Below are 24,745 nucleotides of genomic sequence, written 5' to 3' on the forward strand. Positions count from 1 at the left end.
CGCCCACCTCAGAGCGCTTTGGACCGTCATCATCGGTTGGTTGTTCGCCGACCTGCACACGCCCAACACACAAAATCCCCGCCTTCAGTCCGCCTGAAGGCGTTGTTCAAACCCGACTATTGAGCTGTAGGACTTTCCCCGTTCTTTGAGACGTTTTGCAACGGGCTTCAAAGCCGGATCGTGACAGGCGGCGGCGAGCGCGGCCTGGAACGGCACATGGCGCAAAGAGCATCGTCCCTTCGCAATGGTTCTCTTGCCTCGCATCGCCACGCTGTCATATGGGATCGGCGCCAGACCGGCCATGGAAGCGGCTTCGCCTGACGTCAACTGACAGAGTTCGGGCAATGCGGCGATCAACATCGCCGCAAAGACGGGACCTAAACCCGGGTATAGATCGCAGCAGTTTCGCTTTCTTGGCAAGTGGCCCGACCTGCGCGATGACATTTTCGATCCGCCGTTCGATGGCATTGATCTGGGTGTCGAGCACGTCTTTCAGATCGTCATCCGGGCCTCGAGATCGACAGAGACGCCCCTCTTCGTCCGGCCGCTTATCTGGGCTTTGCGCCCTTTCCGCAGGTCGACGAGCTGCCCCGCCCGCGTGGTCAAGGTTCTGAGAATACGTCGATTCTCATCTGGCTCCTCTCGCCCGGCCGCAAGTCTGAACGCCACGAACCGTGCGACGGGCTCCGCATCGATCCGGTCAGTCTTCGCCCGAGTGCCTCTGGACGGCGCGAACGCCTTGATCTGTGATGGAGATCGCCGGACGGCGACAATCCCTGCGGCGACAAGTTCTGTCCTGAGTACCCATTCACGGCCACCCTCCGCCAAAAATCCAACTTTGACCGCACCGGGTATCTGACGGAGCATTGCCACCTGCGAACTATGGCCTTCTGCCGTGTAGGAATGTCGGAACCACCGCTGGTCACCAAGGCAGAGGCTATGTGCCTGATGAGATCGTGGCGCCTGAGGCCGCCTTCGGAAGGTACTGACGGCCACACCTAGTCGCCGTGACATGGCCCAGGCGAGAAGTCATGGTTTCGCATGGACAAGGCTCTGCACAAGCTCCGCGTCGAACAGCGCTCTCGCTCCGATGCAGACCACGCCGACATCGTGCGGCCCTTCCGCGGCCTCAACCTCATATCGCTCGCCAACGACATGAATCAGCGCGAGCCCCTCTTTGGTTCGAACGTAGCCTTTGGCGCGGGTGATCGAAGCGGCCTCGGCAAGCGACCGGGCGAGGTCTTCGGCGTCAATGATGCGATCCGGCGACAAAACCGTGCTGGCGAAGGCGCTTTTCGACCCTTCGGCAGTTCCGTGGCGACCGGCAAGCGGGGTTCCTCCGACCAACGCCTCCAGCGGAATCTGCCCATGGGCGACGCATAGAACAATCGCCCGCGACGCCCGCGCTTTCAGCCAATTCTCGACTGCGACAAGCCTTTCCGAGCCAACCAGATCAGTCTTGGTTACTAGCAGGATGTCCGCCTGCTCCAGTTGCCGCAGCACCGTGTCGCTGAGATACTTGTTGGACGCGTTGCGCTGGATTTGCTCGGCGTCCGCCAGCACGACGCTCGCATCCGGGCGCAGCCCATCGACAAGGCCCACAGTCGTGATAATCGACCCGGGCAAGGCCACGCCGGAGGCCTCGAGCAGCACGTGATCGAACCCAGGCTTGCTGTCGCGGATGTCTTCCAGAACGCCGATCATGTCACCGCCAAAGGCGCAGCAGACGCAGCCGCCCGAGATCGACATTAGCCCGTCTTCCTCGGCCTCGATCAGGTCCTCGTCGATCGCCAGCGCGCCGAATTCGTTGACCAGGACCGCCAACCGCAAGCCATTCGCATTGCGCAGCAGGTGATTGATCAACGTCGTCTTTCCCGCGCCGAGGTAGCCGGAGATGACAGTGACCGGCAGCTTCATCAGATGCCCGACGCCTCGAAGATGCGCCCGCCCTGCACGGTACCCCAGACGCCGATATCCTTCAGGCTTTCAGGCGTGGCTTCGGTCGGATCGTCCTGAAGCACGGCGAAATCGGCCCGCTTGCCGGTCTCAATGGAGCCGATGCGGTCGTCCATTTTCATGGTGATCGCCGCCCCCATCGTGACCGCGTAGAGCGCCTCGGCCACGCTGATCCGCTGCGCTTCACCCTGCGTGCGGCCCGACGCGGTTTGCCGGGTTGCCGCCGCACTCGCGGTGAAGAGCGGGCCAAGCGGCGTGACCGGCGCGTCGGAGTGAATCGCCATCGGCACGCCTGCGTCCAACGCGGTGCGGCAGGCATTCATGCGTTCCGCCCGTTCCGGACCGACGGTCAGGCGGTAGTGCTCGTCCCCCCAATAGTAGTGATGGTTGGCAAAGAGGTTCACGCACATCCCCAGTCGCCCCATCTTGCGGAACTGTGCCTCGGATGCGAGCTGGCAATGCTGAAGAGTGAAGCGGTGGTCGAAATCGGGGTGTTTTCGCAGGGCGGCCTCCAGCGTTTCGATGGTCAGCTGGGTCGCCTCGTCGCCGTTGGTGTGAGTGTGCACCTGCACCCCCGCCGCCAGCGCACGCTCGTAGATCTCTGCCAGTTGGTCGGGAGCAACGTACCACAGCCCGTTGGGCGCCCCGTTGTAGTAGCCGGGCCATTGCAGACGTGCGGAAAAGCCCTGGATCGACCCATCGGCAACCACCTTGATCTTGCCCAGCTCCAGCCGGTCGGTGGACCGGTCGGTCAGCGACGCGGTGTAGTCGACCAGTTCCTGCGGTTCGATGCCGAAATTGATACGAAAGGCGACAAGACAGACGGGGAATTGCGCCTCACCCGTCACCCGCTCGAACATGGCCACGAGATCGTCGTTCAGCTGTTGGCCGAGATCGGAGGACGTGGTCACCCCGGCCCGCACGCAAAGCCGCGCGTAGTTGCGCAGCCCGTTCTCGTCAGTGGCGAGAAAGGCGCGGTCCATACCGACGTGCTTGCCTGCGGGCATGATGATCTCGGGGCTTTTCAACTCGCCCGTGGGCAGCCCGTCCTCGCCCAGCGGAATGCCCGGATGATTGGTGCCTTCCTTGAGAAGCCCGGCCAGTTCCAGCCCCTTGGTGTTGACGTTCAGAATATGGCCCGAGGCATGCAGCACCCCGACGGGCCGCGTCTTCGACACCCGGTCGAGGTCGTGACGCGACACGCGCACGTTGCCCATGTAGATCGGGTCGAGCCCCCAGCCAAGCAGCGGTGCGTCCTGATCCCCTGTCCGGCTCTCCGCCTCGCTGAGCCGCGCGATCACCTCGTCCACGGTTTTCAGACCCGACCAGGTCCCGCCATCGGGGTCCATCCGGTCGAACCAGCCGACGTAGGTGAAGGACCACAGCGCCCCTTCCATCGTATGAGCATGGCCCTCCACCAGCCCCGGCATGACCACGAGATCGGCAAAACGGTCGTCGAGCGTGTAATCGCCCCACCCCGCCAGTTCCTCCAGAGTGCCTGCCCCAAGGATACGCCCATCGCGCACCGCGACATGGCTGACTACGGGGCGATTGGGGTTCATGGTGATGATTTTTCGGGCGGAGAAGATGGTGGTCTGTGTCATCTCGAACTCTTTCCTCGGTCTGTCACTGAAAAATGCTAGCCAGCTTCGCTTGTTTGGAAAAATGTTATTAACTGACCACTAAGCGCTATTTTTCCGAGGATTGAGCCATGCTGAACTTCACCCTCAAGCAGCTGCGCTACGTGGAAGCCGCCGGTCGGCTGCGCTCCATCGCCAAGGCGGCGGCGGAATTGTCGATCTCGCAATCCTCGATCACGGCGGCCATCGACACGCTGGAGACATGGCTCGACTACGACCTCTTCGTGCGCACGCCGGCCAAGGGGATACAGCCGACGCCCGCCGGGGCCAATGCGCTTGAGTTGATCCGCAACCTTCTCGATCAAGCGCGCCAGTTCGATGCAGAGTTGCGCTCGGTCGGGGGCGATGCTGCCGGGCTGGTGCGGATCGCCTGCTATGCCACGGCGGCGCCCGCTTTCCTGCCGCCGATCCTGCGCAGCATCAACCGGGACTTTCCTCAGATGTCGGTGCAGATCCTGGAAGGCAACATGGAGACCATCGCGAACTTTCTTGACGAGGGTAAGGCGGACCTCGCCTTCACCTATCCCCGCGTGCTCAACGCCGGGCATGACTTTCTGCCACTCTTTCAGCCGCCGCCCTTCGCGCTGATCTCGACAGATGACCCCATGTCCGCAAGAAAGAGCGTCACTTTGAAGGAACTTTCCTGCAAGCCAATGGTCTTGCTCGACCTTCCGCTGACGCGAGACTATTTCTTTGGGCTTTTCAGCGCCTGCGGCTGCACTCCACAAATCGCCCACTCCACACGCTCGGCCGAGATCGCCCGCGCGCTGGTTTCAGGCGGGTTCGGTTACACCATTCTCAACATCCGGCCTCAGCCCGACCAGGACGAGAACGCGCGATACCGTGCCGTTCCCATCCGCGATGCCAACGAGGTCGAGTGGTTTGGCATCGCCACCATCGCGAACGTTCGGCGCCCGAAGATCGTGCAGACCTTCATGGACGTCTGCGCCGGCCTGCAAAAGGACGGCGCCTTCGACGCGCTGGCGGTGCGGCCACAAGCCAATAACCCCAAAATACCGAGGAATAGCGGGCAATAAATCTGTTTTTTGCGGGAATGAGAATGATCTACGCTCGATTCTAAAAACGAGAAAAGCCAACAAGGAGTGATACAACGTGAAACACCATCTGAAGCGTTTTCTGGCAGCGTCCGCGACGGCGGCCCTGCTTGCCACCGGGGCCACGGCCCAAGAGACCCCAAAATCGGGCGGTACACTGGTCGCTGCACTGACCGGCACGCCGCGCGTTCTGAACCCGGCGGTGCAGTCGGGCATCGTCACCGGCCTCGTCGGGGCGCAGCTCTTCGCCGCCCCACTGCGCTATGACGACGGCTGGAACCCGCAGCCCTACCTCGCCAAAAGCTGGGAGATCAGCGACGACGGCCTCAAGGTCACGCTGAACCTGCAGGAAGACGCCACCTTCCACGACGGTGAGCCGATTAAATCCTCGGACATCGCTTTTTCGGTCAAGATCATTCAGGAATACCATCCTTTCAAATCCATGTTCGCCCCGGTCACCTCGGTGGATACGCCGGATGAGCATACCGCCGTTCTGAACCTCGCCCATCCGCACCCCGCGCTGATGCTCGCGATGTCCGGGCAGCTGATGTCGATCATCCCCGAGCACATATACGGCGACGGTCAGGACCCCAAGAACCATCCCCGCAACAACGAAGATGTCGTGGGCTCCGGTCCCTTCAAGCTGGTGGAGTTCAAGCCGGGCGAGCACGTGATCATGGAGCGCTATGACGGTTATTGGGAGGAAGGTCTGCCCTACCTCGACCGGATCGTCGCGCGGATCATTCCCGACAGCTCGTCGCGCACCATCGCTCTGGAGAACGGCGAACTGCATCTGTCCACGTTCGAAGCGGAGCCGACGCTGGTGAACCGCATGATGAATGCCGATGGCATCAGCGTCTCCGGCGACGGTTATGGCGGCATCGGCCCCATCGACTGGCTGGCGATGAACACCACGCGCGGTCCGCTGCAGGATGTGCGCGTGCGTCAGGCCATCGCCTATTCCATCGACAAGAACTTCATCCACAAGGCGATCATGCGCGGCACCGCCAAAGACGCACTGACTGGCGTGCACCCGGACAGTCCGCTCTACAACGCGAACGTCGATGCCTATGATCTGGACCTGGACAAAGCCAACGCCCTGCTCGACGAGGCAGGCTTTCCGATGGAAGACGGCAAGCGGTTCGACATCACGATGGAGCTGGTGCCGTTCCCCGGCTACAAGCCTCAGACCGAGTATATCAAGCAGGCTCTGTCGAAGGTCGGCATCAACGTGACGATCGAATCCGTGCCGGATTTCCCCAGCTGGGCCAAGCTGATGGGAACGATGGATTTCGACATGTCGCTCGACAGTGTCTACAACTGGGGTGACCCGGTGATCGGCGTGAACCGGACCTACATGACCTCCAACATCGCCAAGGGCGTGTGGTCGAACACGCAAGGGTATTCCAATGCCCGTGTCGACGAACTCCTGGAGATGGCCGCGCAAGAGAACGACCAGGACAAGCGCAAGGCGCTCTATGCGGAGTTTCAGGAGATCGTGAACGAAGAGGTTCCGATCTATTACCTGAACGCCGTGCCAATGCACACGTTCTACTCCGACAAGGTCGGCAATCCGCCGATCGGCGGCATCTGGTCCACGTCCTCGCCGATGGACCGCGTGTGGCTGAGGGATTGATCTGAAGTGAACCGGGCGGACCGGCTTCCGGTCCGCCCATCCAGCGACACATGCGCATAAGGATCACGGGACTTGGACTTCATCCGAACCATCGCGACGCGCCTCTTCTACGCAGTCGCCCTGCTGCTGGCGGTACTTGTGCTCAACTTCACGTTGATCCACCTGGCCCCGGGGGACGTTGCGGATACGATCGCGCAGTCGATGGGTGGGGCCGACGAAGAAATTCTCGACCGTATCCGGGCTGATTACGGACTGGACCAGCCGTTTTTGATCCAGCTTGGCAGCTACATGGCGCGGGTCCTGCGCTTTGACCTGGGCTATTCCTTTTTCTACTCCATGCCGGTCACCGAGCTGATCCTGCAGCGCCTGCCCGCGACGCTGCTGTTGGTCTTTCTGGCACAGCTGCTGGCGCTGATCGTGGGCGTGGTGCTGGGCGTGATCTCGGCCCGGCGGCCCAACGGCATCCTGTCGCATTTCGTGACCTTCTTCGCCCTCTTCGGCTATTCTGCGCCGGTCTTCTGGACGGGCATCCTATTGCTCATCGCCTTCTCGCTGAAGATCCAGTGGTTCCCGGTGGCGGGTATGCGCGACGTCACGCTGATCGGCGGCTTCTGGGCGCATTTTTGGGATGTGGCACGCCACCTTGTCCTTCCGGTCATCACGCTGTCGTCGATCTTTATCGCCCTCTATTCCCGCCTGTCGCGCGCGACCATGATGGAGACGCTGGGCAGCGACTATGTTCGCACCGCCAAAGCCAAGGGGCTCTCCACACGGTCCGTCGTCTACAAGCACGCGCTCAAGAACGCGCTTTCGCCGGTGATCACGCTCGCGGGCCTGCAATTCTCCGCGGTCGTCTCCGGCGCGGTGCTGGTCGAGACAGTCTTTGCCTGGCCCGGCCTCGGCACACTCGCCTTCCAGTCGATAATCGCCCGCGATACGCCGACGATCCTCGGGATCCTGTTCTTTTCCGCGCTGATGGTGATCGTCGGGAACCTGCTGACAGACTTTGCGCTCCGCGCGGTCGATCCCAGAATGAGAGGCCGGGGATGACCGACCAATCGACAGAAGCAACCATCAAGGCGCAATCGCCGCTTTCCGAAGCCTGGAACATGTTCCGGCGCAACCACGCCGCGATGGCGGGGCTGATCGTGCTCTGCCTGATCGTGCTGGGCGCGATCTTTGGTCCCTACCTCTATCCAGGGCAACCGTTCGAGATGGCCTGGGCCCCCTTCTCTCCTCCCGGCGTGGACGGGTTCCTGCTGGGCACCGATTACCTTGGCCGCGACCTGCTGGCGCAGATCATCCATGGGGCGCGGGTCACCCTGATCATCGGGCTCTCTGCTGCCATCGTAACGGTGGTCATCGGCGTGACCATCGGCGCGCTGGCAGGCTTTTATGGCGGGCTGGTTGAGGAAGCGCTGATGCGCTTCACCGAGTTTTTCCAGGTGCTGCCCACGCTGCTGTTCTCCATGGTGATCGTGGCGCTCTTCGGGGCCAGTCTACCGATGATCACCCTCGCCATCGGACTTGTCAGCTGGACCGCCGTGGCGCGGATCACCCGCGCTGAATTCCTGCGCATCCGAGAGTTGGAGTACGTCATGGCCAGCCGCGCCTCTGGCGCCTCGGGGCTGAAACTGATGTTCCGAGTGATCTTGCCCAACGCGCTGCCGCCGATCATCGTACAATCCGCCCTGATGGTCGGCTCTGCGATCCTCTTCGAGGCAGGGCTGTCGTTCCTCGGCCTCACCGACCCCAACGTCATCAGCTGGGGCCAGATAATCGGATCGAACCGGCAATACATTCTGGAAAGCGGCTTTACCGTGACGATCCCCGGCCTTGCGATCTTCATCACCGTTCTGGCGATCAGCCTTGTCGGCGACGGGCTGAACGACGCACTCAATCCCCGCCTGAGGCAGCGCTGATGGAACCGCTTCTAAAGGTCGAAAATCTGCGGATCGAGCTGGCGACGCGTGCGGGTGTGGCGCCAGTGATTGACGACCTCAGTTTCGAGCTGGGGCATGGCGAGAACATCTCCTTCGTCGGCGAAAGCGGATGCGGCAAATCCATGACCGCGCTTGCCATCATGGGGCTCTTGCCCGAACGGGTTGGACGGATCGCATCGGGCAGGATCATCTTCAACGGTGAGGATCTGACCAAGGCCAACGAGAAGCGCCTGCGAGACCTGCGCGGCAACGAAATCTCAATGATCTTCCAGGAACCGATGACCTCGCTCAACCCGGTCTACACCGTCGGCGAACAGATCGCCGAAGTGCTGCGCGAGCATGAGAAGCTTGGCAAGGCGGCGGCGCACAACGCCGCCATCGAACTTCTGGACGCCGTGCGCATCCCCAACCCCAAGGGCCGCGTCAACGACTACCCCTTCCAGATGTCTGGCGGGCAGCGACAGCGCGTGATGATCGCCATCGCTCTGGCCTGCAAACCGAAAATCCTGATCGCCGATGAGCCGACCACAGCCCTCGATGTGACGGTGCAGGCGCAAATCTTCGATCTGCTACGCGATCTGCGCAGGGAATTCGGCACCTCGATCATCATGATCACCCACGACATGGGCGCCGTGGCCGAGATGGCCGAGCGGATGATCGTCATGTATGCGGGACGCAAGGCCGAGGTCGGCCCGGTCAAGCAGATCATCGAACACGCACGGCACCCCTACACCAGGGGTCTTATCTCCTGCGTGCCGCACATCATGGCCGATCCGACGTTCGAGCGGGAGGAATTGACCGAAATCCCCGGAATCGTGCCGGGCCTTGGCGAATTCGGCCAGGACAAGTGCCTCTTTTCGGAGCGTTGCAGCATGGCCGTGGACAAATGTCTGCGCGCGCGCCCCCCAGAGGCCGCTTTTGCAAATGGTCAAAGCGCCGCCTGCTGGCGCGCGGAGGAGGTCTGATGCACGAGCTTCTGGAGATCGAAAACCTCTCGGTCCGCTTTCCCGTCCGCAAGAAAGGCGCGGGTTGGGGGGCAAGGACCTACCTGACCGCCGTGGACAGCGTGAATTTCACCGTCCGCAAAGGCGAGACGCTGGCCATCGTCGGCGAAAGCGGGTCGGGCAAGACCACGGCGGCGCTGGCCATCGCGCGGCTGGTCACGGGCGAGACGACAGGCCAGGTGCGGCTGGAGGGCAAGGACATCCTGCCGCTGCAACAGGAACAGTTGAAGGCGATGCGCCGACAGGTGCAGGTGATCTTTCAAGACCCCTATTCCTCGCTCAACCCGCGTCAGCGGGCCGAGGATATCGTGCGCGAACCGCTCGACAGCCTGACCGACAAGAGTGCCGCTGAAAAGGCTGCCATCGTGGACGAGCTTTTCGCCGCCGTGGGTCTGCGGCCCGAGCAGAAGCGGCTTTTCCCGCACCAGTTCTCCGGCGGCCAGCGCCAGCGTATCGGCATCGCGCGCGCGCTTTCCACCCGGCCTGAGGTGATCATCTGCGACGAACCCGTCAGCGCGCTCGATGTTGCGGTGCAGGCGCAGATCCTCAACCTGTTGCGCAGGCTGCAGGCAGATTTCGGGCTGACCTATCTTTTCATCAGTCACGATCTCGGCGTCGTGCAGCACATGTGCGACAGCGTGGCGGTGATGTACATGGGCAAGATCGTGGAACATGCGGACCGCATCGCGCTCTTCTCCGATCCGCAGCATCCCTATACCGAGGCGCTTCTCTCCGCCGTTCCCTCCGTCGATGCGAAGCGGCGCGAGGAAACCCGGCGCATCCTCATCCCGGGCGATCCGCCCGATCCGCTGAACCTGCCCAAGGGCTGCCGTTTCGCCTCGCGCTGCCCGATCGCCGAGCCGCGCTGTTCGGAAAGCGAGCCGCCACTGAAGCCGGCCAGCAACGGCGGGCTTGTCGCATGCCATCTGCGCGAGGCCGGGTAAGCAGCCTGACGAATTCTAAGGAGGCGACCAGCAGTGGAGTTTGATTTCGAGGCCCTGCCCCCGCGCGACCGCTACCGCCTGCTTTGCAGTTTCGTGGCGCCCCGCCCCATCGCGCTGGTGACGACCTGCGGATCGGATGGCACCGCCAATGCGGCCCCGATGAGTTTCTTCAACGTATTCTCGCAGGATCCGCCCATCGTGATCCTCGGCATCCAGACGCGCCCGGACGGGACCGAAAAAGACACCATCCGGAACATCCGCCGCAGTGGCGAATTCGTGGTGAACCTCTGCGACATGGCCATCGCACAGCAGATGGTGGATTGCGGCCATCCCTTTGCCGAGGACGTCGACGAGATCGTGCTTACCGGGCTGAGCCATGCGCCCTCGCTGAAGATCGCACCGCCCCGCGTGGCCGAGGCCCCGGCGTCGATGGAATGCCGCCTGTCGCAGTCGATCGACTATCCAAACCGCGCCATCGTGCTGGGGGAGGTCGTGCAGATGCACGTCCGCGATGCCTGTCTCGACGCCGATGGCCACTATGTCCGGCCCGAGGCCTACCAGCCCATCGCCCGCCTGCACGCGGAAAATTACATCGTCGCCGACCGCCAATTCGTTCTGACCGAAAGCGCCGATCTGTCCGACCGGCCAAGGCGCTAGGGGGCAGAGCATGGCCGAGCGCACCCTGCTTCTCCGCAACGTCCGGCCCGACGGAGGCGAGACGGTCGATGTCCTGATCCGCGACGGTCGCATCGCCCGCATCGCGCCCGGCCTGCCGGCCGACACGGCCGAGCAGAGCATCGACGGAGAAAATGCGATACTCCTGCCCGGGCTCATCGAGGCGCATACCCATCTCGACAAGAACCTGCTGGGCATGGGCTGGCGCCCGCATCAAGCGGGCCCGAGCCTGAAGGACAAGATCGAAACCGAGCGGCGGCTGCGTCGGGAATGGGATATTGACCCGCACCGGCAGTCCATGCGGCAGGCGCTTCTCTCGCTGGGCCATGGGTCCACCGCGATCCGCAGCCACGTGGACATGGATACCGACTGCGGCATGGAGGGTTTCGAGGGCGTGTCGCAAACGCGCACGGCGCTCGCGGGGCTGATCGACATCCAGATCGTCGCCTTCCCGCAATCCGGCCTGCTGGTCCGCCCCGGGACATTCCAACTGATGGATGAGGCCCTGCGGCAGGGCGCGGACGTGGTCGGCGGTCTCGATCCCTGCAGCATGGACCGCGATCCGAAAGGGCATCTCGAGGCGGTGTTCTCACTGGCCGAGCGGCACGGCAAACCGGTCGACATCCATTTGCACGAACCGGGCGAGCTGGGCGCGTTTTCCATCGAACTGATCCTTGAGCACACCCGCGTCCATGGAATGCAGGGACAAGTGACGATCAGCCATGCATTCTGCCTTGGCATGCCGGACCGGGACCGGGCATTGTCGCTCATCGACGATCTGGCGGAGGCACGTGTCCACATCGCGACCGTCGCCACCCCCTTCCGCCCGGTGCCGCTGGCTGACGATCTGCGGGCGGCGGGCGTGACGCTTTGCGCCGGTTCCGACGGCATTCGCGATTGCTGGGGTCCTTATGGCAACGCCGACATGCTCGAGCGCGCGATGCATCTTGGTCTGCGCAACAACTTCCGCCGCGACGAGGATATCGAGTACGCGCTCTGGTGCTGCACCCACGGCGGTGCGCAAGTCATGGGCCTGAATGACTATGGCCTGACCGAAGGTTGCCGCGCCGATCTCGTACTCGTGGAGGCGGAGACACCCGCTCATGCGGTCGTCAACCACCCTCCGCGCAAGTTGATTCTGAAGGCTGGCCGGGTTGTGGCGAAAGAGGGCCGCGCCCTTCTCGCTGCCCCCTGATCAGCTTGTCTGCGGCGTCCTTCGATGAACCTGATGTCTTGTTCATACGGTCACTTTCGGGGTTCAGAAGAGCCTGAAATCCTCCATTGCGAAACCCCCTCCAAAAGTCCCACAGATGCTGACCGCCGAAGGGGCATCTGTGCCCGGCGTTCAGCTTTCCCACTTTGGCGCTAACCCCGCGCAGCAGCGGTCGCAGGCGTCGCCGAAACCACCCGCGCTGGCATTGAATTGCACGGGTTTCGCCTTTGAGGGGCAGTTATCGCCCCAGTAGGAAAGGTCACCCAGCAGGAAAAAATGCTGCCAGAACCCGACAGACCAATAATGAGCGACGAACCAGCCGGCACGCGCCTGACAGAGCCGCTCAGGGCCCGAACATGGATTTTGCTGTTCACACACCTTCGTCAGAAAGGCCCTGTGTGATGCCCGAGGCGGTCGCTCGCGCAGCCGAAGCCGACGACCCCTCCGAAATTTCTCGCCTTGAGGAAAAAAAATCTCTGCGTGAGGGAGCAGCCGGATTGGGGAAGCAAAGCGCCGCGACGTTCGCCCCCCATTGGCGAGCGCACCGATTACTGATGGCGCCAAGAGTTGCGCCTTGGGCCCGTTGCCGTAACCACTGTAACAAGCCGGATTCACCCATTGATTTCAGCATATTGACTGATATTGCCACTCGTTCCGCTGGGACACTCTTGTCTGTCACGAGCCGTTGTCGAATCCGATGAGCTCAGATGGAGCCCAGGACGTCGAATGCTGTGAAGCTTGCAAGCATCTCTGAAAATCCTTGGCGGCAACGCGCCGGACCGAAAAGGCGGACAACGTGATCCGCCTGTGCCGTAATCCGCACACGGGACGGCTCGATTATATTCCGTTCTAGCCGCCTCATCCTAGACACATGACATCTCGCAAACCGCAAAAATTAGGGATTTTTTCCAAAATACGGTCGTGAAAATGGGTCCAAAACCCGCCTCCGAAAGGAGAATCGATGGATGGCGATATCAAAAGTAAGTCAGGCCTCGAAGGCCTGAACGTAGCGCTTGACGCCTCGGCGAAACCGTATCTCACGGCCAACCTCGAGCGATATCAGGCCTACCCTGATAATGCCGAACGACGGACGCGCAGAAGGAAGAGCTCCTGCAAAGCCTGTGGCAAATCATAGTGGGATTCGTCGAATTCGGGTTTGGCGTGCTTCCTCTGCAAGAAGTCTGTGGAAAAGACACAAAAAGCATCCCGCCAAGCGCAAACGACGCGTTTGATGCAGCATGCTCGGTTAAGCCCGAAAAGAACAACAAGGATGACATGCGCCCATAGGCGCAGTTCAGTATGACGGATCAGTCAGGAGCACAGGGAAAAGACGTCAGCAACCTGTTGGCGTCAGTGGCTCAGCATCAAAGGCAAAAGAACGGTGAGCAAACGGTCAACCGCATGCGGGTTCGTATGCAGAATGGGTATTGGGTTTTTGCAGATTGATCGGCTCCTTGATCGCATCGTCGAGGCGAGCAACGGTTCCGTTGTCGCCGCATACGAGAAACGTATCGCCAAGCTCGAACGGGAAAAGCTTCTCTCACAAGAGCGACAGGCTCAGAATCGCAAACCACAACCCATTTTTGAGGTGTCGATCGAACCCGCCATACGGCCTTCCTCAAGCCCTTGGAATATATCGAAATCTTCAGAATTGGCCCTGAAGAAAACAGTGCTCAGACCAGCCTTTGTCGAACCACTGTCCCACTGCCGAAATCAGAGGTTTTGAGCACTTAAATCACCCTTACCATTCAAGGCCTTAGGTGAGGCTTCAGCCAAAAAAGTGAGATGGCGCACCCGAGAGGATTCGAACCTCTGGCCTCTGCCTTCGGAGGGCAGCGCTCTATCCAGCTGAGCTACGGGTGCATAACGCCTGAGCGATGCTTACGCGATATTTCCGCGGGTTGAAAGCAAAGAACCGCAGACCCGCGCGCCGCCGTTCCAGATCGTCCTTGTCGCCGGCGGGCATCACGCGTCGCCGGCTGGTGCGGGGAGTAGACGAAACCGCCGCGCCCCGCAATATGGAAAAGCGCTTGCGGAATTTTCCGCTTGGCGCATCTTGGCGTCGGTCTTGACGGAGTTCCAGAATGGATCGTGCGCCTCTGACGCTTCTTGTGGGCCTTCAGGCCGTTGTCTCTGCCGCGTCGCTGGTCGTGGAAATCGTCGCCGGGCGGATGCTGGCACCCTATGTGGGCATGTCGCTTTACACCTGGACCTCGGTCATCGCGGTGGTGCTGGCGGGGTTTTCGGCCGGGCATTGGTGGGGCGGCGCGCTGGCCGAGCGCCCGGCCCAGCGCGCGCTGGCCGCCACGGGCTGGGCGCTGCTGGCCGCGGCGGTCTGCACGGCGCTAGCGGGCGGCGCGCTGCGGCTTGCCGCCGGGCCGGTGCTGGCGGCAGAGCCCGCGCCGGTGCTGGGTATCACGGCGCTGACGCTTGCGGCGTTCTTCCTGCCGTCCTTCTTTGCCGGCGTCCCGGCCCCGGTTCTGACGCGCGTGTCGCTCGACAGCGGCGGCGCGCAGGGGCGCGCCCTGGGGGCGATGTTCGCCGCCGGGGCGCTCGGGGCCATCGCGGGCACGCTGCTGGCGGGGTTTTTCTTTATCTCGTGGCTGGGCAGCAGCGCCACGCTGGCCACGGTCTGCGTGGCCTATGTGCTTTGCGCGCTGCTCTGTTTCCGGATCGCTCGGGGGCTGCGCCCGGCCCCCTTGCTGGCGGCGGCGCTGGCGCTGGCGGCCGGGGGGCAGAGCCTTTTCGCCCCCAGCCCCTGCACCGTCGAAAGCCGCTATTTCTGTCTGACCGTGTCGGATGTGTCCGCCGACCCCGAGCGGCCTGCCCGCGCGCTGATCCTCGATCACCTGGTGCATGGCATCTCGGCGCGGGATCTGCCGCGGGTGATGTTCACCGACCACGCAGCAATGCTGGACGCGCTGGCGCGGCTGCGCGCGCCCTCCGCCGATTTTTCCAGCTTTCACATCGGCGGCGGCAATTACGCCCTGCCCCGGGCCTTCGCCGATCGCGGGCTGACCCGCATCGCGGTGGCCGAGATCGACCCAGAGGTCACCCGCCTGGCGACCCGGCAATTCTGGTTCGACCCGGCCGGCGCGACCATCTATCACGAGGACGCCCGGCGCGCGTTGGCCCGGCTCGACACCCGCTATGACGTGATCGTGGGGGATGCCTTCACCGACACGGCTGTGCCGCAGCACCTTGTGACCAAAGAGTTTTTCGCCCTCGTCCAACAGCGCCTGACCCCCGGCGGCACATATTTGATGAACGTGATCGACTATGCCGACCGGCTAGAAGCGGTGGGCAGCCTCGTGGCGACCCTGCGCGAGGTCTTCCCGGTGGTCGAGGTCTGGACCGAGGCGCGCAGGCCCGCGCCAGGCGCGCGCGTCGTCATGGTGATCGTCGCGGGCGATGCCGAGACCCCGCAGGACAGCCTGATCGCACCCTCCCCCGACCGAACGCAATACGCCGCCCTCGCCCGCGGTTTCGTCGACCGGATCGCGGCGCGCGGCACGCTGCTCAGCGACGATTACGCGCCCATCGACCGGCTTGTGGGTGCCCGCGACTAGGGTTTAGCCGAAGAGTTCGTGCGCCAGTTCCAGCGCGTCGACAAGCGCGTCGACCTCGGCCTCGGTGTTGTACATGCCGAAGGACGCGCGACACGTGGCGTTCAGCCCCAGGAAATCCATCAGCGGGCCGGTGCAATGCTGGCCAGCGCGCACCGCGACCCCCTTCTTGTCGAGGATGGTCGAGATATCATGCGCATGGGCCGCGCCGGTCATGGTGAAGGAAAAGATCGCCGCCTTGTCGGGGGCCGTGCCCTGCACCTGAAGCCAGTTGAGCCCGCCCAGACGCTCGCGCGTGTAGTCGCGCAATTTCGCCTCATGCGCGGCGATGTTCTCGACGCCGATGTCCATCATATAGTTCAGCGCCACGCCCAGCCCGATGGTCTGCACGATGCCGGGGGTTCCGGCCTCGAATTTCATCGGCGGGTCGTTCCAGGTGACCTCGTCCTTGTGCACCTCGCGGATCATGTCGCCGCCGCCGATGAAGGGGATCATCTCGTCCATCCGCGCCCGCTTGATATGGATCGCGCCCGACCCGGACGGACCATAGAGCTTGTGCCCGGTGATGGCGTAGAAATCCGCGCCGATGTCCTCGACATCGACCGGCATATGCACCGCCGCCTGGCTGCCGTCGACCAGCACCGCAACGCCCTTTTCATGGGCGGCGGCGACGATGGATTTCACATCAACAACCGTTCCCAACACGTTGGAAAGATGGGTGATTGCAACCAGCTTGGTGTTGGGCGTGATGGCGTCGATCACCGCCTGCGGATCAAGCGCGCCGGTGCTGTCCACATCGACCCAGCGCAGCTTGACGCCCTGCCGCTCGCGCAGGAAATGCCAGGGCACGATGTTGGCGTGGTGCTCCATCACCGACAGCACGATCTCGTCGCCCGGCCCCATGCGCGGCATGGCCCAGCCGTAGGCCACAAGGTTGATGCCCTCGGTGGTGCCCGAATTCAGCACGATCTCGTCCTCGTCCCGCGCGCCGAGGAAGCGCGCGATGATGCCACGGGTGCTTTCGTATTTCTCGGTCGCGAGGTTGCTGAGGTAATGCAGCCCGCGATGGACGTTGGCGTATTCCTCGGAATAGGCGCGGGTCACCGCGTCGATGACGACCTGCGGCTTTTGCGCCGAGGCGCCGTTGTCGAGATAAACCAGCGGCTTGCCGTTCACCTCGCGCGTCAGGATGGGAAAATCCTTACGGATCTCGGTCACGTCATACATAGCCAGCCAGCCCCGTCGTCGTCACGCCGATCAGCGAAAAGATGATCGACACCCCAAGCGCCATGCCCGTCACGCCCAGAAGCAGGACAAGCGCCGATTTGAACAGGCTGCCGAATTCATGCGCAACCTCGATGAAATTCACCAGGATCCAGACCCCGGCGATGGCGGCGGCGAACGCCAGGAACGCCCCCAGTTGCGGGCTTAACGGAATCAGCACCAGCATCGCAACCTGTACCAGCATCCGCAGCGCCTGCAGCCAGATCAGCAAGAGCCCGACCGTCTCGATCCGCCCGGCGCCGCCCAGGGCCCGCCCGGTCCAGGTGATCGCCAGCGCCACGATCGCCAGCGATCCACCCAGCGACAGCATGAAGATCACCGGGCTGCCCAGGATCGGCTGCAAGGGCGACGCCGTCGGCGACATCTGCACCGACAGCGAAAACAACAGCGCATTGAGCACGACCACCGTCGCGAAGGCCAGCAGCAGCGCCTCGTGGGTCAGCCGCAGCGACAGCAGCAGCCGCGCCACGTCCTGTGGGGCGACAACGGTCTGCCACGCCAGGTTCAGAAATCCCGCGGGCGTCACGCGGGCGCCTCCCCGCTTTCGGCCACGATCAGCGCGCGCAGCCAGAACCACAGGAAGACCCCGAACCAGACGACGCCGACGATCTGCAATTCCAGCCCCGGACCGATGAACCCCGCGACCAGCCCGTGCAGCAGGATCAGCGGGCTCGCGGCCAAAAGGCTCCAGAACAGCGCCAGCCGCGCGCCATAGCCGGTGCCCTGCCCCCGCATCAGCCGCGCCACCAGGTGGCTGACGAAGGCGAGGAGGTAGAACAAAAGCGGTGCGATGAACATAAGTCCCATCAGCGACGCGCCCAGCAGCATGTTCAGCTCGGTGCCTTCCAGATGCGCCTCGCGCGCAAGACGCGGCCATTGCGCAATGAACATCACGCAGCAAGCCCCCATCAGGAAGGCCAGCGCCCGCGCCTCGTTCTGCCCCATCGCGAGCAGGCGGCGCATCACCGCCCCCGGCCCGCGATAGGTGGCCGTTATGTCCGTAGTCAGCGCCAAGGCTCAGCCGCGCCGCCGCATCAGCCAGGCCTCGATCCGGCAGTTGATCGCATCCTGAAGGCCTTCGTCCTCGATCTCCTGCACCGCTTCGGCGAGGAAGGCGATGGTCAGAAGGTCGGTGGCGATGCCCTCGGGGATGCCGCGCGCGCGCAGGTAAAACAGCCCCTCTTCGTCGATCGCGCCCGAGGTCGAGCCATGCGAACAGGCCACGTCGTCGGCATAGATCTCCAGCTCGGGCTTGGCGAGGAACTGGCTGTCCTCGTCCAGCAGCAGCGACTGGCTGATCTGGTAGCCATCGGTCTTCTGCGCGCCCGCCTTGACGAGGATCTTGCCCTGGAAGACGCCGGTCGCGCCGTTTCGCAGCACCTTCTTGAACACCTGGCGGCTTTCGCAATTCACCGCGTCATGGGTGATAAAGACCGTGTCGTCGTGGTGAAAATCACCGTCGCCGACGCAGGCCCCGGCCACATGGGCGGTGGCGTCGTCGCCGGTCAGCTCGATCACGCATTCGTTGCGCGTCAGCACGCCATTGGCGGTCAGCGTGAAGCTTTTGAAGGTCGATTCCGTGCCCAGACGGGCAAAGATCGACGTGGCGGCGCGGCGTTCGTGGTCGCGGCCCTGAGCGCGCACATGGTGGAAGGTGGCGGTGTCGGCGACCTCCACCTCCATGCATTTGTTGAACCGTGCGGCGGCGGGCCCGTTTTCCAGAACCGTCACTTCGGCGCCCGCATCCACCTTGATCACATGGTGGAGGATCGCGTCGGAAACCTCTGATTTATGGTGATAAATCAGGCTGATCGGTTTCGACGGCGTGGCGGTGACATGGATCAGCACACCATCGGTTGCAAATGCGGTGTTGAGCGCCGCCAACGGTCGGTCCACCGGGCTCTGCCCGCGGGTTTCCAGCGCGCCGTAAAGATCGCGCGCCCAGTGGATGTCCTTGTCCTCGGCCAGCCGGTCGATGGTCACACCCTCGAGCGTCAGGTCGTCCGAGGCCTCGGGGTCGAACACGCCGTCGACGAAGGCGATCTTGAGACGGTCCACCTCGTCAAACATCGGCGCCTCGTCGCCGTGGAACAGCGCGGCGCTGGGGGCCTGCGCATCCACCAGCGTGTCGGGGCGGGTGTATTTCCAGTATTCGTCGCGGCGGCCCGGCAGGCCCATGGCGCGGAGCCGCGCCAGCGCGTCCTTGCGGGCGGCCTCGGACCAGCCGCCCTGCGGCATCGTCAGCGCGGCGATCCGCGCCTCGGTCGCGTCCAATTTCGGTTGAGGAACCGCCATTACGCCTCCTCCTCGATCAGGTCGGCATAGCCGTTCTTTTCCACCTCAAGCGCCAGCTCGGGCCCGCCGGTCTTGATGATGCGGCCGTTCGACATGATGTGCACGACGTCCGGTTTGATGTGATCGAGCAGGCGCTGGTAATGCGTGATCACCAGGAACCCGCGCCCTTCGCTGCGCAGCGCGTTCACGCCGTCCGCAACCAGCTTCATCGCGTCCACATCAAGGCCCGAGTCGGTCTCGTCGAGGATGCACATCCGCGGCTCGAGCATGGCCATCTGCAGGATTTCGTTGCGCTTTTTCTCGCCGCCCGAGAAACCGACGTTGACCGGGCGCTTGAGCATGTCGGCGTCGATCTTCAGCTCTTTGGCCTTGGCGCGGATTTCCTTAAGGAAATCGGTCGCCGACATTTCCTCTTGTCCGCGCGCCTTGCGCTGCGCGTTCACCGCCGTGCGCAGAAAGGTCATGTTGCCGACGCCGGGGATTTCCACGGGGTACTGGAACGCCAGGAAAAGCCCCGCCGCGGCGCGCTCTTCGGGCTCCATGTCCAGCAGGTCCTCACCGTCGAGCGTCGCGCCGCCGTCGGTCACCTCATAGCCGTCGCGGCCCGACAGCACATAGGACAGGGTGGATTTGCCCGACCCGTTCGGCCCCATGATCGCGTGCACCTTGCCCGCCTCGACCGTCAGGTCGACACCCTTGAGGATCACCTTGTCCTCTTCTTCAAGTTTCACGTGCAGGTTCTTGATTTCCAGCATTTTTTCCTCGCTCTTCATTCCATCTCGCGGGCCTCAGGGCCGCACCGTCAACTGCATGATCCGCAACAGCCGCCGGGGCGGGATGGGTTGCGGGGTGATCTCGAACCGCGCCATGCGGCCGGTCAATTCGGGGATGCCGAGGAACTCCTCGACATGGTGATATTGCTGCCGGTCGCGGTAATCGTCGAAAAGCAGCGTCACGGGGCGTTCCGCCAGGAACGCCGCCGCCAGCGCGCAGCCTTCGCGGAACCGCCCGTCCACCAGCACCACATCCGGGTGCCGGAATTCCGGCAATTGCCAGACCTCCAGCGGATAGCGCGCATAGCGCCGCCATTCGCTGTCATCCGCGGGGCGGCCCCATTCCCTGGTCGCGCCCACGTCGGACCAGATGATGTCCACCTCGGTCCCGGTCGCGGGCGGGTTCTGGCGCAGCCAGCCCCGCATCATCTGCGCCCAGTCCTTGTCGGATTCGACCGTGAATACGGTCTTGCCCGGCATTTCCGACGCCAGCACGGTCGACCCGCCCGACCCGTATTCCAGAATGACCTCCGCCCGCGCGTAATGCTCGCGCAGCAGCGCGGCCTCGGCGTCGGGCAGGGTCAGCTCTGGCCGGTCTATGACGGGCGTGTCCTTCACTGCGCCACCACCGCCGTGCCCGAGGCGCTGACCATCAGCATCGAATCGCCCACGACCTCGTAGTCCAGATCGACGCCGACGACCGCATTGGCCCCAAGCGCCGCCGCGCGGGCCTCAAGCTCGCGCATGGCGGTGTCGCGGGCATCCTGCAGCTTGGATTCGTAAGCGCCCGACCGGCCCCCGACGATGTCGGTGATCGACGCGAAGAGATCGCGGAACACGTTGGCCCCCATAATCGCCTCGCCCACCACGATGCCGCGGTAGTCGGTGATACGCTTGCCCTCGATCGAATTGGTTGTCGTCAGGATCATCAGAACAAAACCTCCGGATTGCTGATCACGAATGTCGCGGCATACCCCGCAAGGCCCGCAAAGGCTCCGGCCACATAGGCCCGGACCCAGGGCCTGCGCCCGGTGATGCCCGAGCGAATGACCGCCACGGCAAAGACCATCGGGATCACCACGATCCAGATCGCCGTGACCAAGGCCACCGGCGCGCCCAGAATGCCCGGCATGCTGCTTTCCTTGATGAAGCGCGGAGCGAGGTCGCTGATCACCTGGATGTTCTCGAACAGAAACATGATCAGCGCCGACGTCGCCGCGCCGAACACGAACCGCATCACCGATGCGCTGCCAATGCCGCCTTGCGTGCCTGCCTGCATTCTCAACTCCCGCGCCCGTCCGGGGCTGTTACTTGTCCCGCCCGGTGACGATCTGGGCAAAGCAATTGCCCAGAAAGCCCGAGACGAAGGAAATAACGATCACTGTCGTCAGACCCTTCATGCCGACCACGAAATCGACCCCCACCGCGAACGCAGCGCAGAAGACGCCGGTCAAGAGCGCCGGGACGAGGGCCAGCTTCAGCATCGTCTCAGCCCACGGAGCCTTCGAGCGAGATCGCAACCAGCTGCTGCGCTTCCATGGCGAACTCCATCGGCAGGGCCTGCAGCACCTCGCGGCAGAAGCCGTTGACGACCAGCGCCACCGCCTCTTCCTCGTCCATGCCGCGCGCGCGGCAATAGAACAGCTGATCGTCGTCCACCTTGGACGTCGTCGCTTCGTGCTCGACCCGGGCCGAGTTGTTCTTGACCTCGATGTAGGGCACCGTGTGCGCGCCGCATTTGTCGCCGATCAGAAGGCTGTCGCACTGGGTATAGTTGCGCGCGTTCTTGGCCTTGGGGTGCATCGACACCAGCCCGCGATAGGTGTTCTGAGCAAAGCCCGCGCTGATGCCCTTGGACACGATCCGCGACTTGGTGTTCTTGCCCAGATGCACCATCTTGGTGCCGGTATCGGCCTGCTGGTGGTTGTTGGTGATGGCGATGGAATAGAACTCGCCCTGGCTGTCGTCGCCGCGCAGGATGCACGAAGGGTACTTCCACGTCACCGCCGACCCGGTTTCGACCTGGGTCCACATGACCTTGGACCGGTCGCCCCGGCAATCGGCGCGCTTGGTGACAAAGTTATAAATGCCGCCCTTGCCGTCCTCATCGCCGGGATACCAGTTCTGAACCGTGGAATATTTCACCTCGGCATCTTCCTCGACCACGATCTCGACCACGGCGGCGTGCAGCTGGCTGGTGTCGCGCTTGGGCGCGGTGCAGCCTTCGAGGTAGGACACATACGACCCCTTGGCGGCGATGATCAGCGTGCGCTCGAACTGGCCGGTGTTCTCAGCGTTGATGCGGAAATAGGTCGACAGCTCCATCGGGCAGCGCACCCCCGGCGGCACGTAAACGAACGAGCCGTCCGAGAAGACCGCGCTGTTGAGCGTGGCGTAGAAATTGTCGCTGACCGGCACGACCGAGCCCAGGTATTTCTTCACCAGCTCGGGGTGGGTCTTGATCGCCTCCGAGATCGAGCAAAAGATGACGCCGGCCTTTTCCAGTTCTTTCTGGAAAGTGGTGCCCACCGACACCGAATCGAAGACCGCGTCGACGGCGACCCGGCGGCCCTCGGCCGGCGCGTCCTCGGCCCCTTCGACACCCGCGAGGATCATCTGCTCTTTCAGCGGGATCCCGAGCTTTTCATAGGTTTCCAGCAGCTTGGGATCGACCTCGTCCAGCGACTTGGGCTTTTCCTCCATGCTCTTGGGGCGGGCATAGTAATACTGGTCCTGAAAGTCGATCTCGGGATAGTCGATCATCGCCCATTCGGGCTCTTTCATCTGCAGCCAGCGGTCGTAGGCGGCCAGACGCCAATCCGTCATCCACTCCGGCTCGCCGTTCTTTTCCGAGATCAGCCGGACGATATCAGGGGTCAGCCCCTTGGGGGCGTATTCCATCTCGATCTCGGTATTCCAGCCGTATTTGTAGCTGCTGACGGCCTTGACGGCGTCGACCGTTTCCTGCTCGACGCCTTCCTTGACGGTCACATTGTCCAAAGCTGCCATCTCAACCCCCTTGATCCTCACGCCGCACGGGCGCGGTGCCTTTTAAAGTGCCGCAGCCACGCCTCAGCAAAGCGCGCCACGTCGTTCTCTGTCGTCTCCGGCCCCAGGCTCACGCGGATCGCCGCGCGGGCCGTGGCCGCGTCATATCCCATCGCGCGCAGCACACGGCTCTCGCGCACCTTGCCGCTCGAACAGGCCGACCCTGCGCTGATCGCGAAACCGGCAAGGTCCATCTGCATCACCTGCGTCTCGCCCTTCCAGCCCGGAACCGCGAAACAGCTGGTGTTGGGCAGGCGCTTCGCCGATTTCCCGACAAAAATAGTCTCTTTTGCGCCAGCCTCAAGCTCGTATTCTAGAATGTTTCTAAGTTTTTCAACCCCGGCCCAGACGCCCGCCTCCAGATCGCGCGCCGCCGCCTCCGCCGCGGCCCCGAAACCGGCGATGCCGATGACGTTTTCGGTGCCCGAGCGCCGGCCCATCTCCTGGCCGCCGCCCCGGATCTGCGCCGCCAGATCGGTGCCGCGCCGGATCACCAGCGCGCCCACGCCCTTGGGTCCGCCCAGCTTGTGCGCCGACACCAGCGCCATCTGGCAACCCATCCAGTTGAACGCCACCGGCAGCTTGCCGAAGGCCTGCGTGGCATCCACCACCGCCAAATCCTGGGGCAGATCCTGCACCACCCCGGTCTCGGAATTGGCCGCCTGCAGCACCGAACGCTCCGGATCCGCCACGCTCACCCGGCCGTCGCGGTCCACCGGCAGACCCGGGTCGATCCAGGCCACCACCGCATCATGCTCCACATCCGCCCCCAGCAGCCCGCGCCCCGCACAGGCCAGCGCCGCCGCCTCGGTCGCCCCCGACAGGAACACCACATCGGCCCCCTCCGCGCCAAAGGCCCGCGCCACCTGCCCGCGCGCCCGCTCGACCAGCGCCTTCGCCGCGCGCCCCTCGGCATGGACCGACGACGGGTTGCCCACCACATCCATCGCCGCGATCATCGCCGCACGCGCCTCCGCCCGCAGCGGCACGGTGGCGTTGTGATCCAGATAGACCCGGCTCAAAACCCCGCCCCCTGTTTCACTGATCCAGAAATATCCCGGGGAGTTTGAGGGGCCGCGCCCCTCAAGGCCTGCGTGGCCCGAACGCAATAAAACGTCTCGCGCCGCAGGCGCACAGCCAGATCACCCATCGTCCACCACCGAAAACAGCGTCGGCACCGCCGGGCACGGCGCCAATTCGTTGTCGATCACATCCGACAGCCGCGTCTGGTGCAAAAACACATAAACATGCGCCGAAAGCCCCTCCCACAGCCGGTTGGTCAGCGATTGCGCCCGGCTGCCCGAAAGCGCCCCCGACGCGCCCGCGCCCTTGTGCATCGCATCGACCGTCTCATCGACCGCCCCCAGCACATCGACCACCCGGATGTCCGACGCCGCCCGGGCCAGCCGGTATCCGCCTCCGGGCCCGCGCACCGATTCCACCAGCCCCGCCCGCCGCAGCTTGACGAAGAGCTGCTCGAGATACGGCAAAGAGATATCCTGCCGCCGGGAAATATCCCCCAGCGTCACCAGAACCCCGTCCGGTTGCAGCGCGATATCCGCCAGCGCCACCATCGCATAGCGGCCCTTCGTGCTCAGCTTCACCTCATGTCCTCCGGGTTGCCCAATGCCCGACCGATTGACCTTGACGGAACGAAAGCCTATCTGCATCAAAGCCAGAACCCGGCAACTGCCGGATTTAGAACCGTTCTAA

25 protein-coding genes and 1 tRNA gene are annotated in these 24,745 nt (G+C 63.5%); 9 read left to right on the forward strand and 17 right to left on the reverse strand.

The features are described 5' to 3' along the window. Positions 1–84 precede the first annotated feature (84 nt). From RXV88_RS06970 to RXV88_RS06985, 4 genes are read right to left on the reverse strand one after another with little or no spacing between them, the layout of a single operon-like run. Complete coding sequence (locus RXV88_RS06970; protein ID WP_316291464.1) at positions 85–468, reverse strand: transposase; 384 nt, start codon at positions 466–468, stop codon at positions 85–87. Positions 469–492: 24 nt separating this feature from the next. Continuing rightward, a complete protein-coding gene (locus tag RXV88_RS06975; protein ID WP_316291465.1) occupies positions 493–1,014 on the reverse strand; it encodes an IS110 family transposase in 522 nt (173 codons plus the stop codon). Between the two features lie 15 nt (positions 1,015–1,029). Beyond that, entirely contained in the window at positions 1,030–1,917 is an 888-nt protein-coding gene (locus RXV88_RS06980; protein ID WP_316291466.1) for a GTP-binding protein, read from the reverse strand. Then, on the reverse strand, positions 1,917–3,560 hold the full coding sequence (locus tag RXV88_RS06985) for an amidohydrolase (protein ID WP_316291467.1): 1,644 nt from the start codon (positions 3,558–3,560) through the stop codon (positions 1,917–1,919). Before RXV88_RS06985 ends, RXV88_RS06980 begins: the two co-directional genes overlap by 1 nt. Positions 3,561–3,667: 107 nt before the next feature. Between RXV88_RS06985 and RXV88_RS06990 the strand changes: the two genes are divergently transcribed. The 8 genes from RXV88_RS06990 (at position 3,668) to RXV88_RS07025 (ending at position 12,048) form a co-directional block, all read left to right on the forward strand. Further along, positions 3,668–4,633 carry a LysR family transcriptional regulator gene (locus RXV88_RS06990; protein ID WP_316291468.1) on the forward strand — a complete coding sequence of 322 codons (966 nt, stop codon included), beginning with the start codon at positions 3,668–3,670 and terminating at the stop codon, positions 4,631–4,633. 76 nt (positions 4,634–4,709) lie between these two features. After that, positions 4,710–6,287 carry an ABC transporter substrate-binding protein gene (locus RXV88_RS06995; RefSeq protein WP_316291470.1) on the forward strand — a complete coding sequence of 526 codons (1,578 nt, stop codon included), beginning with the start codon at positions 4,710–4,712 and terminating at the stop codon, positions 6,285–6,287. A 72-nt stretch (positions 6,288–6,359) separates the two neighbouring features. After that, positions 6,360–7,337: an ABC transporter permease gene (locus tag RXV88_RS07000; RefSeq protein WP_316291472.1), complete on the forward strand. Its 978-nt coding sequence runs from the start codon at positions 6,360–6,362 to the stop codon at positions 7,335–7,337. Further along, complete coding sequence (locus RXV88_RS07005; RefSeq protein ID WP_316291474.1) at positions 7,334–8,209, forward strand: ABC transporter permease; 876 nt, start codon at positions 7,334–7,336, stop codon at positions 8,207–8,209. The genes RXV88_RS07000 and RXV88_RS07005 overlap by 4 nt, the downstream gene beginning before the upstream one ends. Continuing rightward, positions 8,209–9,195 (forward strand): ABC transporter ATP-binding protein, encoded by a 987-nt coding sequence (locus RXV88_RS07010; RefSeq protein WP_316291476.1) that lies wholly within the window; start codon positions 8,209–8,211, stop codon positions 9,193–9,195. The genes RXV88_RS07005 and RXV88_RS07010 overlap by 1 nt, the downstream gene beginning before the upstream one ends. Further along, a complete protein-coding gene (locus RXV88_RS07015) occupies positions 9,195–10,178 on the forward strand; it encodes an ABC transporter ATP-binding protein (protein ID WP_316291478.1) in 984 nt (327 codons plus the stop codon). Before RXV88_RS07010 ends, RXV88_RS07015 begins: the two co-directional genes overlap by 1 nt. A 33-nt stretch (positions 10,179–10,211) precedes the next feature. Then, the gene (locus RXV88_RS07020; protein ID WP_316291479.1) at positions 10,212–10,835 is read left to right on the forward strand and encodes a flavin reductase family protein; all 624 of its coding nucleotides are present in this window, start codon (positions 10,212–10,214) and stop codon (positions 10,833–10,835) included. 10 nt (positions 10,836–10,845) lie between these two features. Further along, positions 10,846–12,048 (forward strand): amidohydrolase family protein, encoded by a 1,203-nt coding sequence (locus RXV88_RS07025; protein ID WP_316291480.1) that lies wholly within the window; start codon positions 10,846–10,848, stop codon positions 12,046–12,048. Between the two features lie 1,804 nt (positions 12,049–13,852). Here RXV88_RS07025 and RXV88_RS07030 read toward each other — a convergent pair. Continuing rightward, positions 13,853–13,929, reverse strand: a tRNA-Arg gene (locus RXV88_RS07030). A 221-nt stretch (positions 13,930–14,150) separates the two neighbouring features. Between RXV88_RS07030 and RXV88_RS07035 the strand changes: the two genes are divergently transcribed. Then, positions 14,151–15,635, forward strand: coding sequence for a fused MFS/spermidine synthase (locus RXV88_RS07035; RefSeq protein WP_316291482.1), 1,485 nt, complete (start codon positions 14,151–14,153; stop codon positions 15,633–15,635). 3 nt (positions 15,636–15,638) lie between these two features. Here RXV88_RS07035 and RXV88_RS07040 read toward each other — a convergent pair whose 3' ends face one another. From RXV88_RS07040 to RXV88_RS07095, 12 genes are all read right to left on the reverse strand, one after another. Beyond that, a complete protein-coding gene (locus RXV88_RS07040) occupies positions 15,639–16,859 on the reverse strand; it encodes a cysteine desulfurase (RefSeq protein WP_316291483.1) in 1,221 nt (406 codons plus the stop codon). Continuing rightward, positions 16,852–17,442 (reverse strand): YIP1 family protein, encoded by a 591-nt coding sequence (locus tag RXV88_RS07045; RefSeq protein WP_316291485.1) that lies wholly within the window; start codon positions 17,440–17,442, stop codon positions 16,852–16,854. The genes RXV88_RS07040 and RXV88_RS07045 overlap by 8 nt, the downstream gene beginning before the upstream one ends. Further along, complete coding sequence (locus tag RXV88_RS07050; RefSeq protein ID WP_316291487.1) at positions 17,439–17,930, reverse strand: YIP1 family protein; 492 nt, start codon at positions 17,928–17,930, stop codon at positions 17,439–17,441. The genes RXV88_RS07045 and RXV88_RS07050 overlap by 4 nt, the downstream gene beginning before the upstream one ends. Positions 17,931–17,933: 3 nt before the next feature. Beyond that, positions 17,934–19,211: a SufB/SufD family protein gene (locus RXV88_RS07055; RefSeq protein ID WP_316291490.1), complete on the reverse strand. Its 1,278-nt coding sequence runs from the start codon at positions 19,209–19,211 to the stop codon at positions 17,934–17,936. Beyond that, on the reverse strand, positions 19,211–19,966 hold the full coding sequence (sufC, locus tag RXV88_RS07060) for a Fe-S cluster assembly ATPase SufC (RefSeq protein ID WP_316291491.1): 756 nt from the start codon (positions 19,964–19,966) through the stop codon (positions 19,211–19,213). Before sufC ends, RXV88_RS07055 begins: the two co-directional genes overlap by 1 nt. Positions 19,967–19,999: 33 nt before the next feature. Further along, positions 20,000–20,602, reverse strand: coding sequence for a hypothetical protein (locus tag RXV88_RS07065; RefSeq protein ID WP_316291493.1), 603 nt, complete (start codon positions 20,600–20,602; stop codon positions 20,000–20,002). Further along, positions 20,599–20,913, reverse strand: a complete 315-nt coding sequence (locus tag RXV88_RS07070) for a heavy metal-binding domain-containing protein (protein WP_316291494.1) — start codon at positions 20,911–20,913, stop codon at positions 20,599–20,601. The genes RXV88_RS07065 and RXV88_RS07070 overlap by 4 nt, the downstream gene beginning before the upstream one ends. Next, a complete protein-coding gene (locus tag RXV88_RS07075; protein WP_316291495.1) occupies positions 20,913–21,263 on the reverse strand; it encodes a hypothetical protein in 351 nt (116 codons plus the stop codon). Before RXV88_RS07075 ends, RXV88_RS07070 begins: the two co-directional genes overlap by 1 nt. A 28-nt stretch (positions 21,264–21,291) precedes the next feature. After that, entirely contained in the window at positions 21,292–21,468 is a 177-nt protein-coding gene (locus tag RXV88_RS07080) for a hypothetical protein (RefSeq protein ID WP_316291496.1), read from the reverse strand. A gap of 4 nt (positions 21,469–21,472) precedes the next feature. Then, positions 21,473–22,993 carry a Fe-S cluster assembly protein SufB gene (gene sufB, locus RXV88_RS07085; RefSeq protein ID WP_316291497.1) on the reverse strand — a complete coding sequence of 507 codons (1,521 nt, stop codon included), beginning with the start codon at positions 22,991–22,993 and terminating at the stop codon, positions 21,473–21,475. Between the two features lie 17 nt (positions 22,994–23,010). After that, positions 23,011–24,054 (reverse strand): cysteine desulfurase family protein, encoded by a 1,044-nt coding sequence (locus RXV88_RS07090; RefSeq protein WP_316291499.1) that lies wholly within the window; start codon positions 24,052–24,054, stop codon positions 23,011–23,013. A 120-nt stretch (positions 24,055–24,174) separates the two neighbouring features. Beyond that, positions 24,175–24,636 (reverse strand): Rrf2 family transcriptional regulator, encoded by a 462-nt coding sequence (locus RXV88_RS07095; RefSeq protein WP_316291501.1) that lies wholly within the window; start codon positions 24,634–24,636, stop codon positions 24,175–24,177. Positions 24,637–24,745 lie beyond the last annotated feature (109 nt).

Origin of the sequence: Aestuariicoccus sp. MJ-SS9 (genome assembly GCF_032586235.1) — a bacterium.
In the GTDB taxonomy this organism is placed as follows: domain Bacteria; phylum Pseudomonadota; class Alphaproteobacteria; order Rhodobacterales; family Rhodobacteraceae; genus Aestuariicoccus.

What these genes read in the sequence shown, in the direction of transcription:
- RXV88_RS06990 (WP_316291468.1), top strand. Translation starts at nt 3,668, where the DNA reads ATGCTGAACTTCACCCTCAAGCAGCTGCGCTACGTGGAAGCCGCCGGT.
- RXV88_RS07010 (WP_316291476.1), top strand. Translation starts at nt 8,209, where the DNA reads ATGGAACCGCTTCTAAAGGTCGAAAATCTGCGGATCGAGCTGGCGACG.
- RXV88_RS07075 (WP_316291495.1), bottom strand. Translation starts at nt 21,263, where the DNA reads ATGCAGGCAGGCACGCAAGGCGGCATTGGCAGCGCATCGGTGATGCGG.
- RXV88_RS07015 (WP_316291478.1), top strand. Translation starts at nt 9,195, where the DNA reads ATGCACGAGCTTCTGGAGATCGAAAACCTCTCGGTCCGCTTTCCCGTC.
- RXV88_RS07070 (WP_316291494.1), bottom strand. Translation starts at nt 20,913, where the DNA reads ATGATCCTGACGACAACCAATTCGATCGAGGGCAAGCGTATCACCGAC.
- RXV88_RS07040 (WP_316291483.1), bottom strand. Translation starts at nt 16,859, where the DNA reads ATGTATGACGTGACCGAGATCCGTAAGGATTTTCCCATCCTGACGCGC.
- RXV88_RS06975 (WP_316291465.1), bottom strand. Translation starts at nt 1,014, where the DNA reads ATGTCACGGCGACTAGGTGTGGCCGTCAGTACCTTCCGAAGGCGGCCT.
- RXV88_RS07035 (WP_316291482.1), top strand. Translation starts at nt 14,151, where the DNA reads ATGGATCGTGCGCCTCTGACGCTTCTTGTGGGCCTTCAGGCCGTTGTC.
- RXV88_RS07005 (WP_316291474.1), top strand. Translation starts at nt 7,334, where the DNA reads ATGACCGACCAATCGACAGAAGCAACCATCAAGGCGCAATCGCCGCTT.
- RXV88_RS06980 (WP_316291466.1), bottom strand. Translation starts at nt 1,917, where the DNA reads ATGAAGCTGCCGGTCACTGTCATCTCCGGCTACCTCGGCGCGGGAAAG.
- RXV88_RS07055 (WP_316291490.1), bottom strand. Translation starts at nt 19,211, where the DNA reads ATGGCGGTTCCTCAACCGAAATTGGACGCGACCGAGGCGCGGATCGCC.
- RXV88_RS06970 (WP_316291464.1), bottom strand. Translation starts at nt 468, where the DNA reads ATGCCATCGAACGGCGGATCGAAAATGTCATCGCGCAGGTCGGGCCAC.
- RXV88_RS07080 (WP_316291496.1), bottom strand. Translation starts at nt 21,468, where the DNA reads ATGCTGAAGCTGGCCCTCGTCCCGGCGCTCTTGACCGGCGTCTTCTGC.
- sufC (WP_316291491.1), bottom strand. Translation starts at nt 19,966, where the DNA reads ATGCTGGAAATCAAGAACCTGCACGTGAAACTTGAAGAAGAGGACAAG.
- RXV88_RS06985 (WP_316291467.1), bottom strand. Translation starts at nt 3,560, where the DNA reads ATGACACAGACCACCATCTTCTCCGCCCGAAAAATCATCACCATGAAC.
- sufB (WP_316291497.1), bottom strand. Translation starts at nt 22,993, where the DNA reads ATGGCAGCTTTGGACAATGTGACCGTCAAGGAAGGCGTCGAGCAGGAA.
- RXV88_RS07025 (WP_316291480.1), top strand. Translation starts at nt 10,846, where the DNA reads ATGGCCGAGCGCACCCTGCTTCTCCGCAACGTCCGGCCCGACGGAGGC.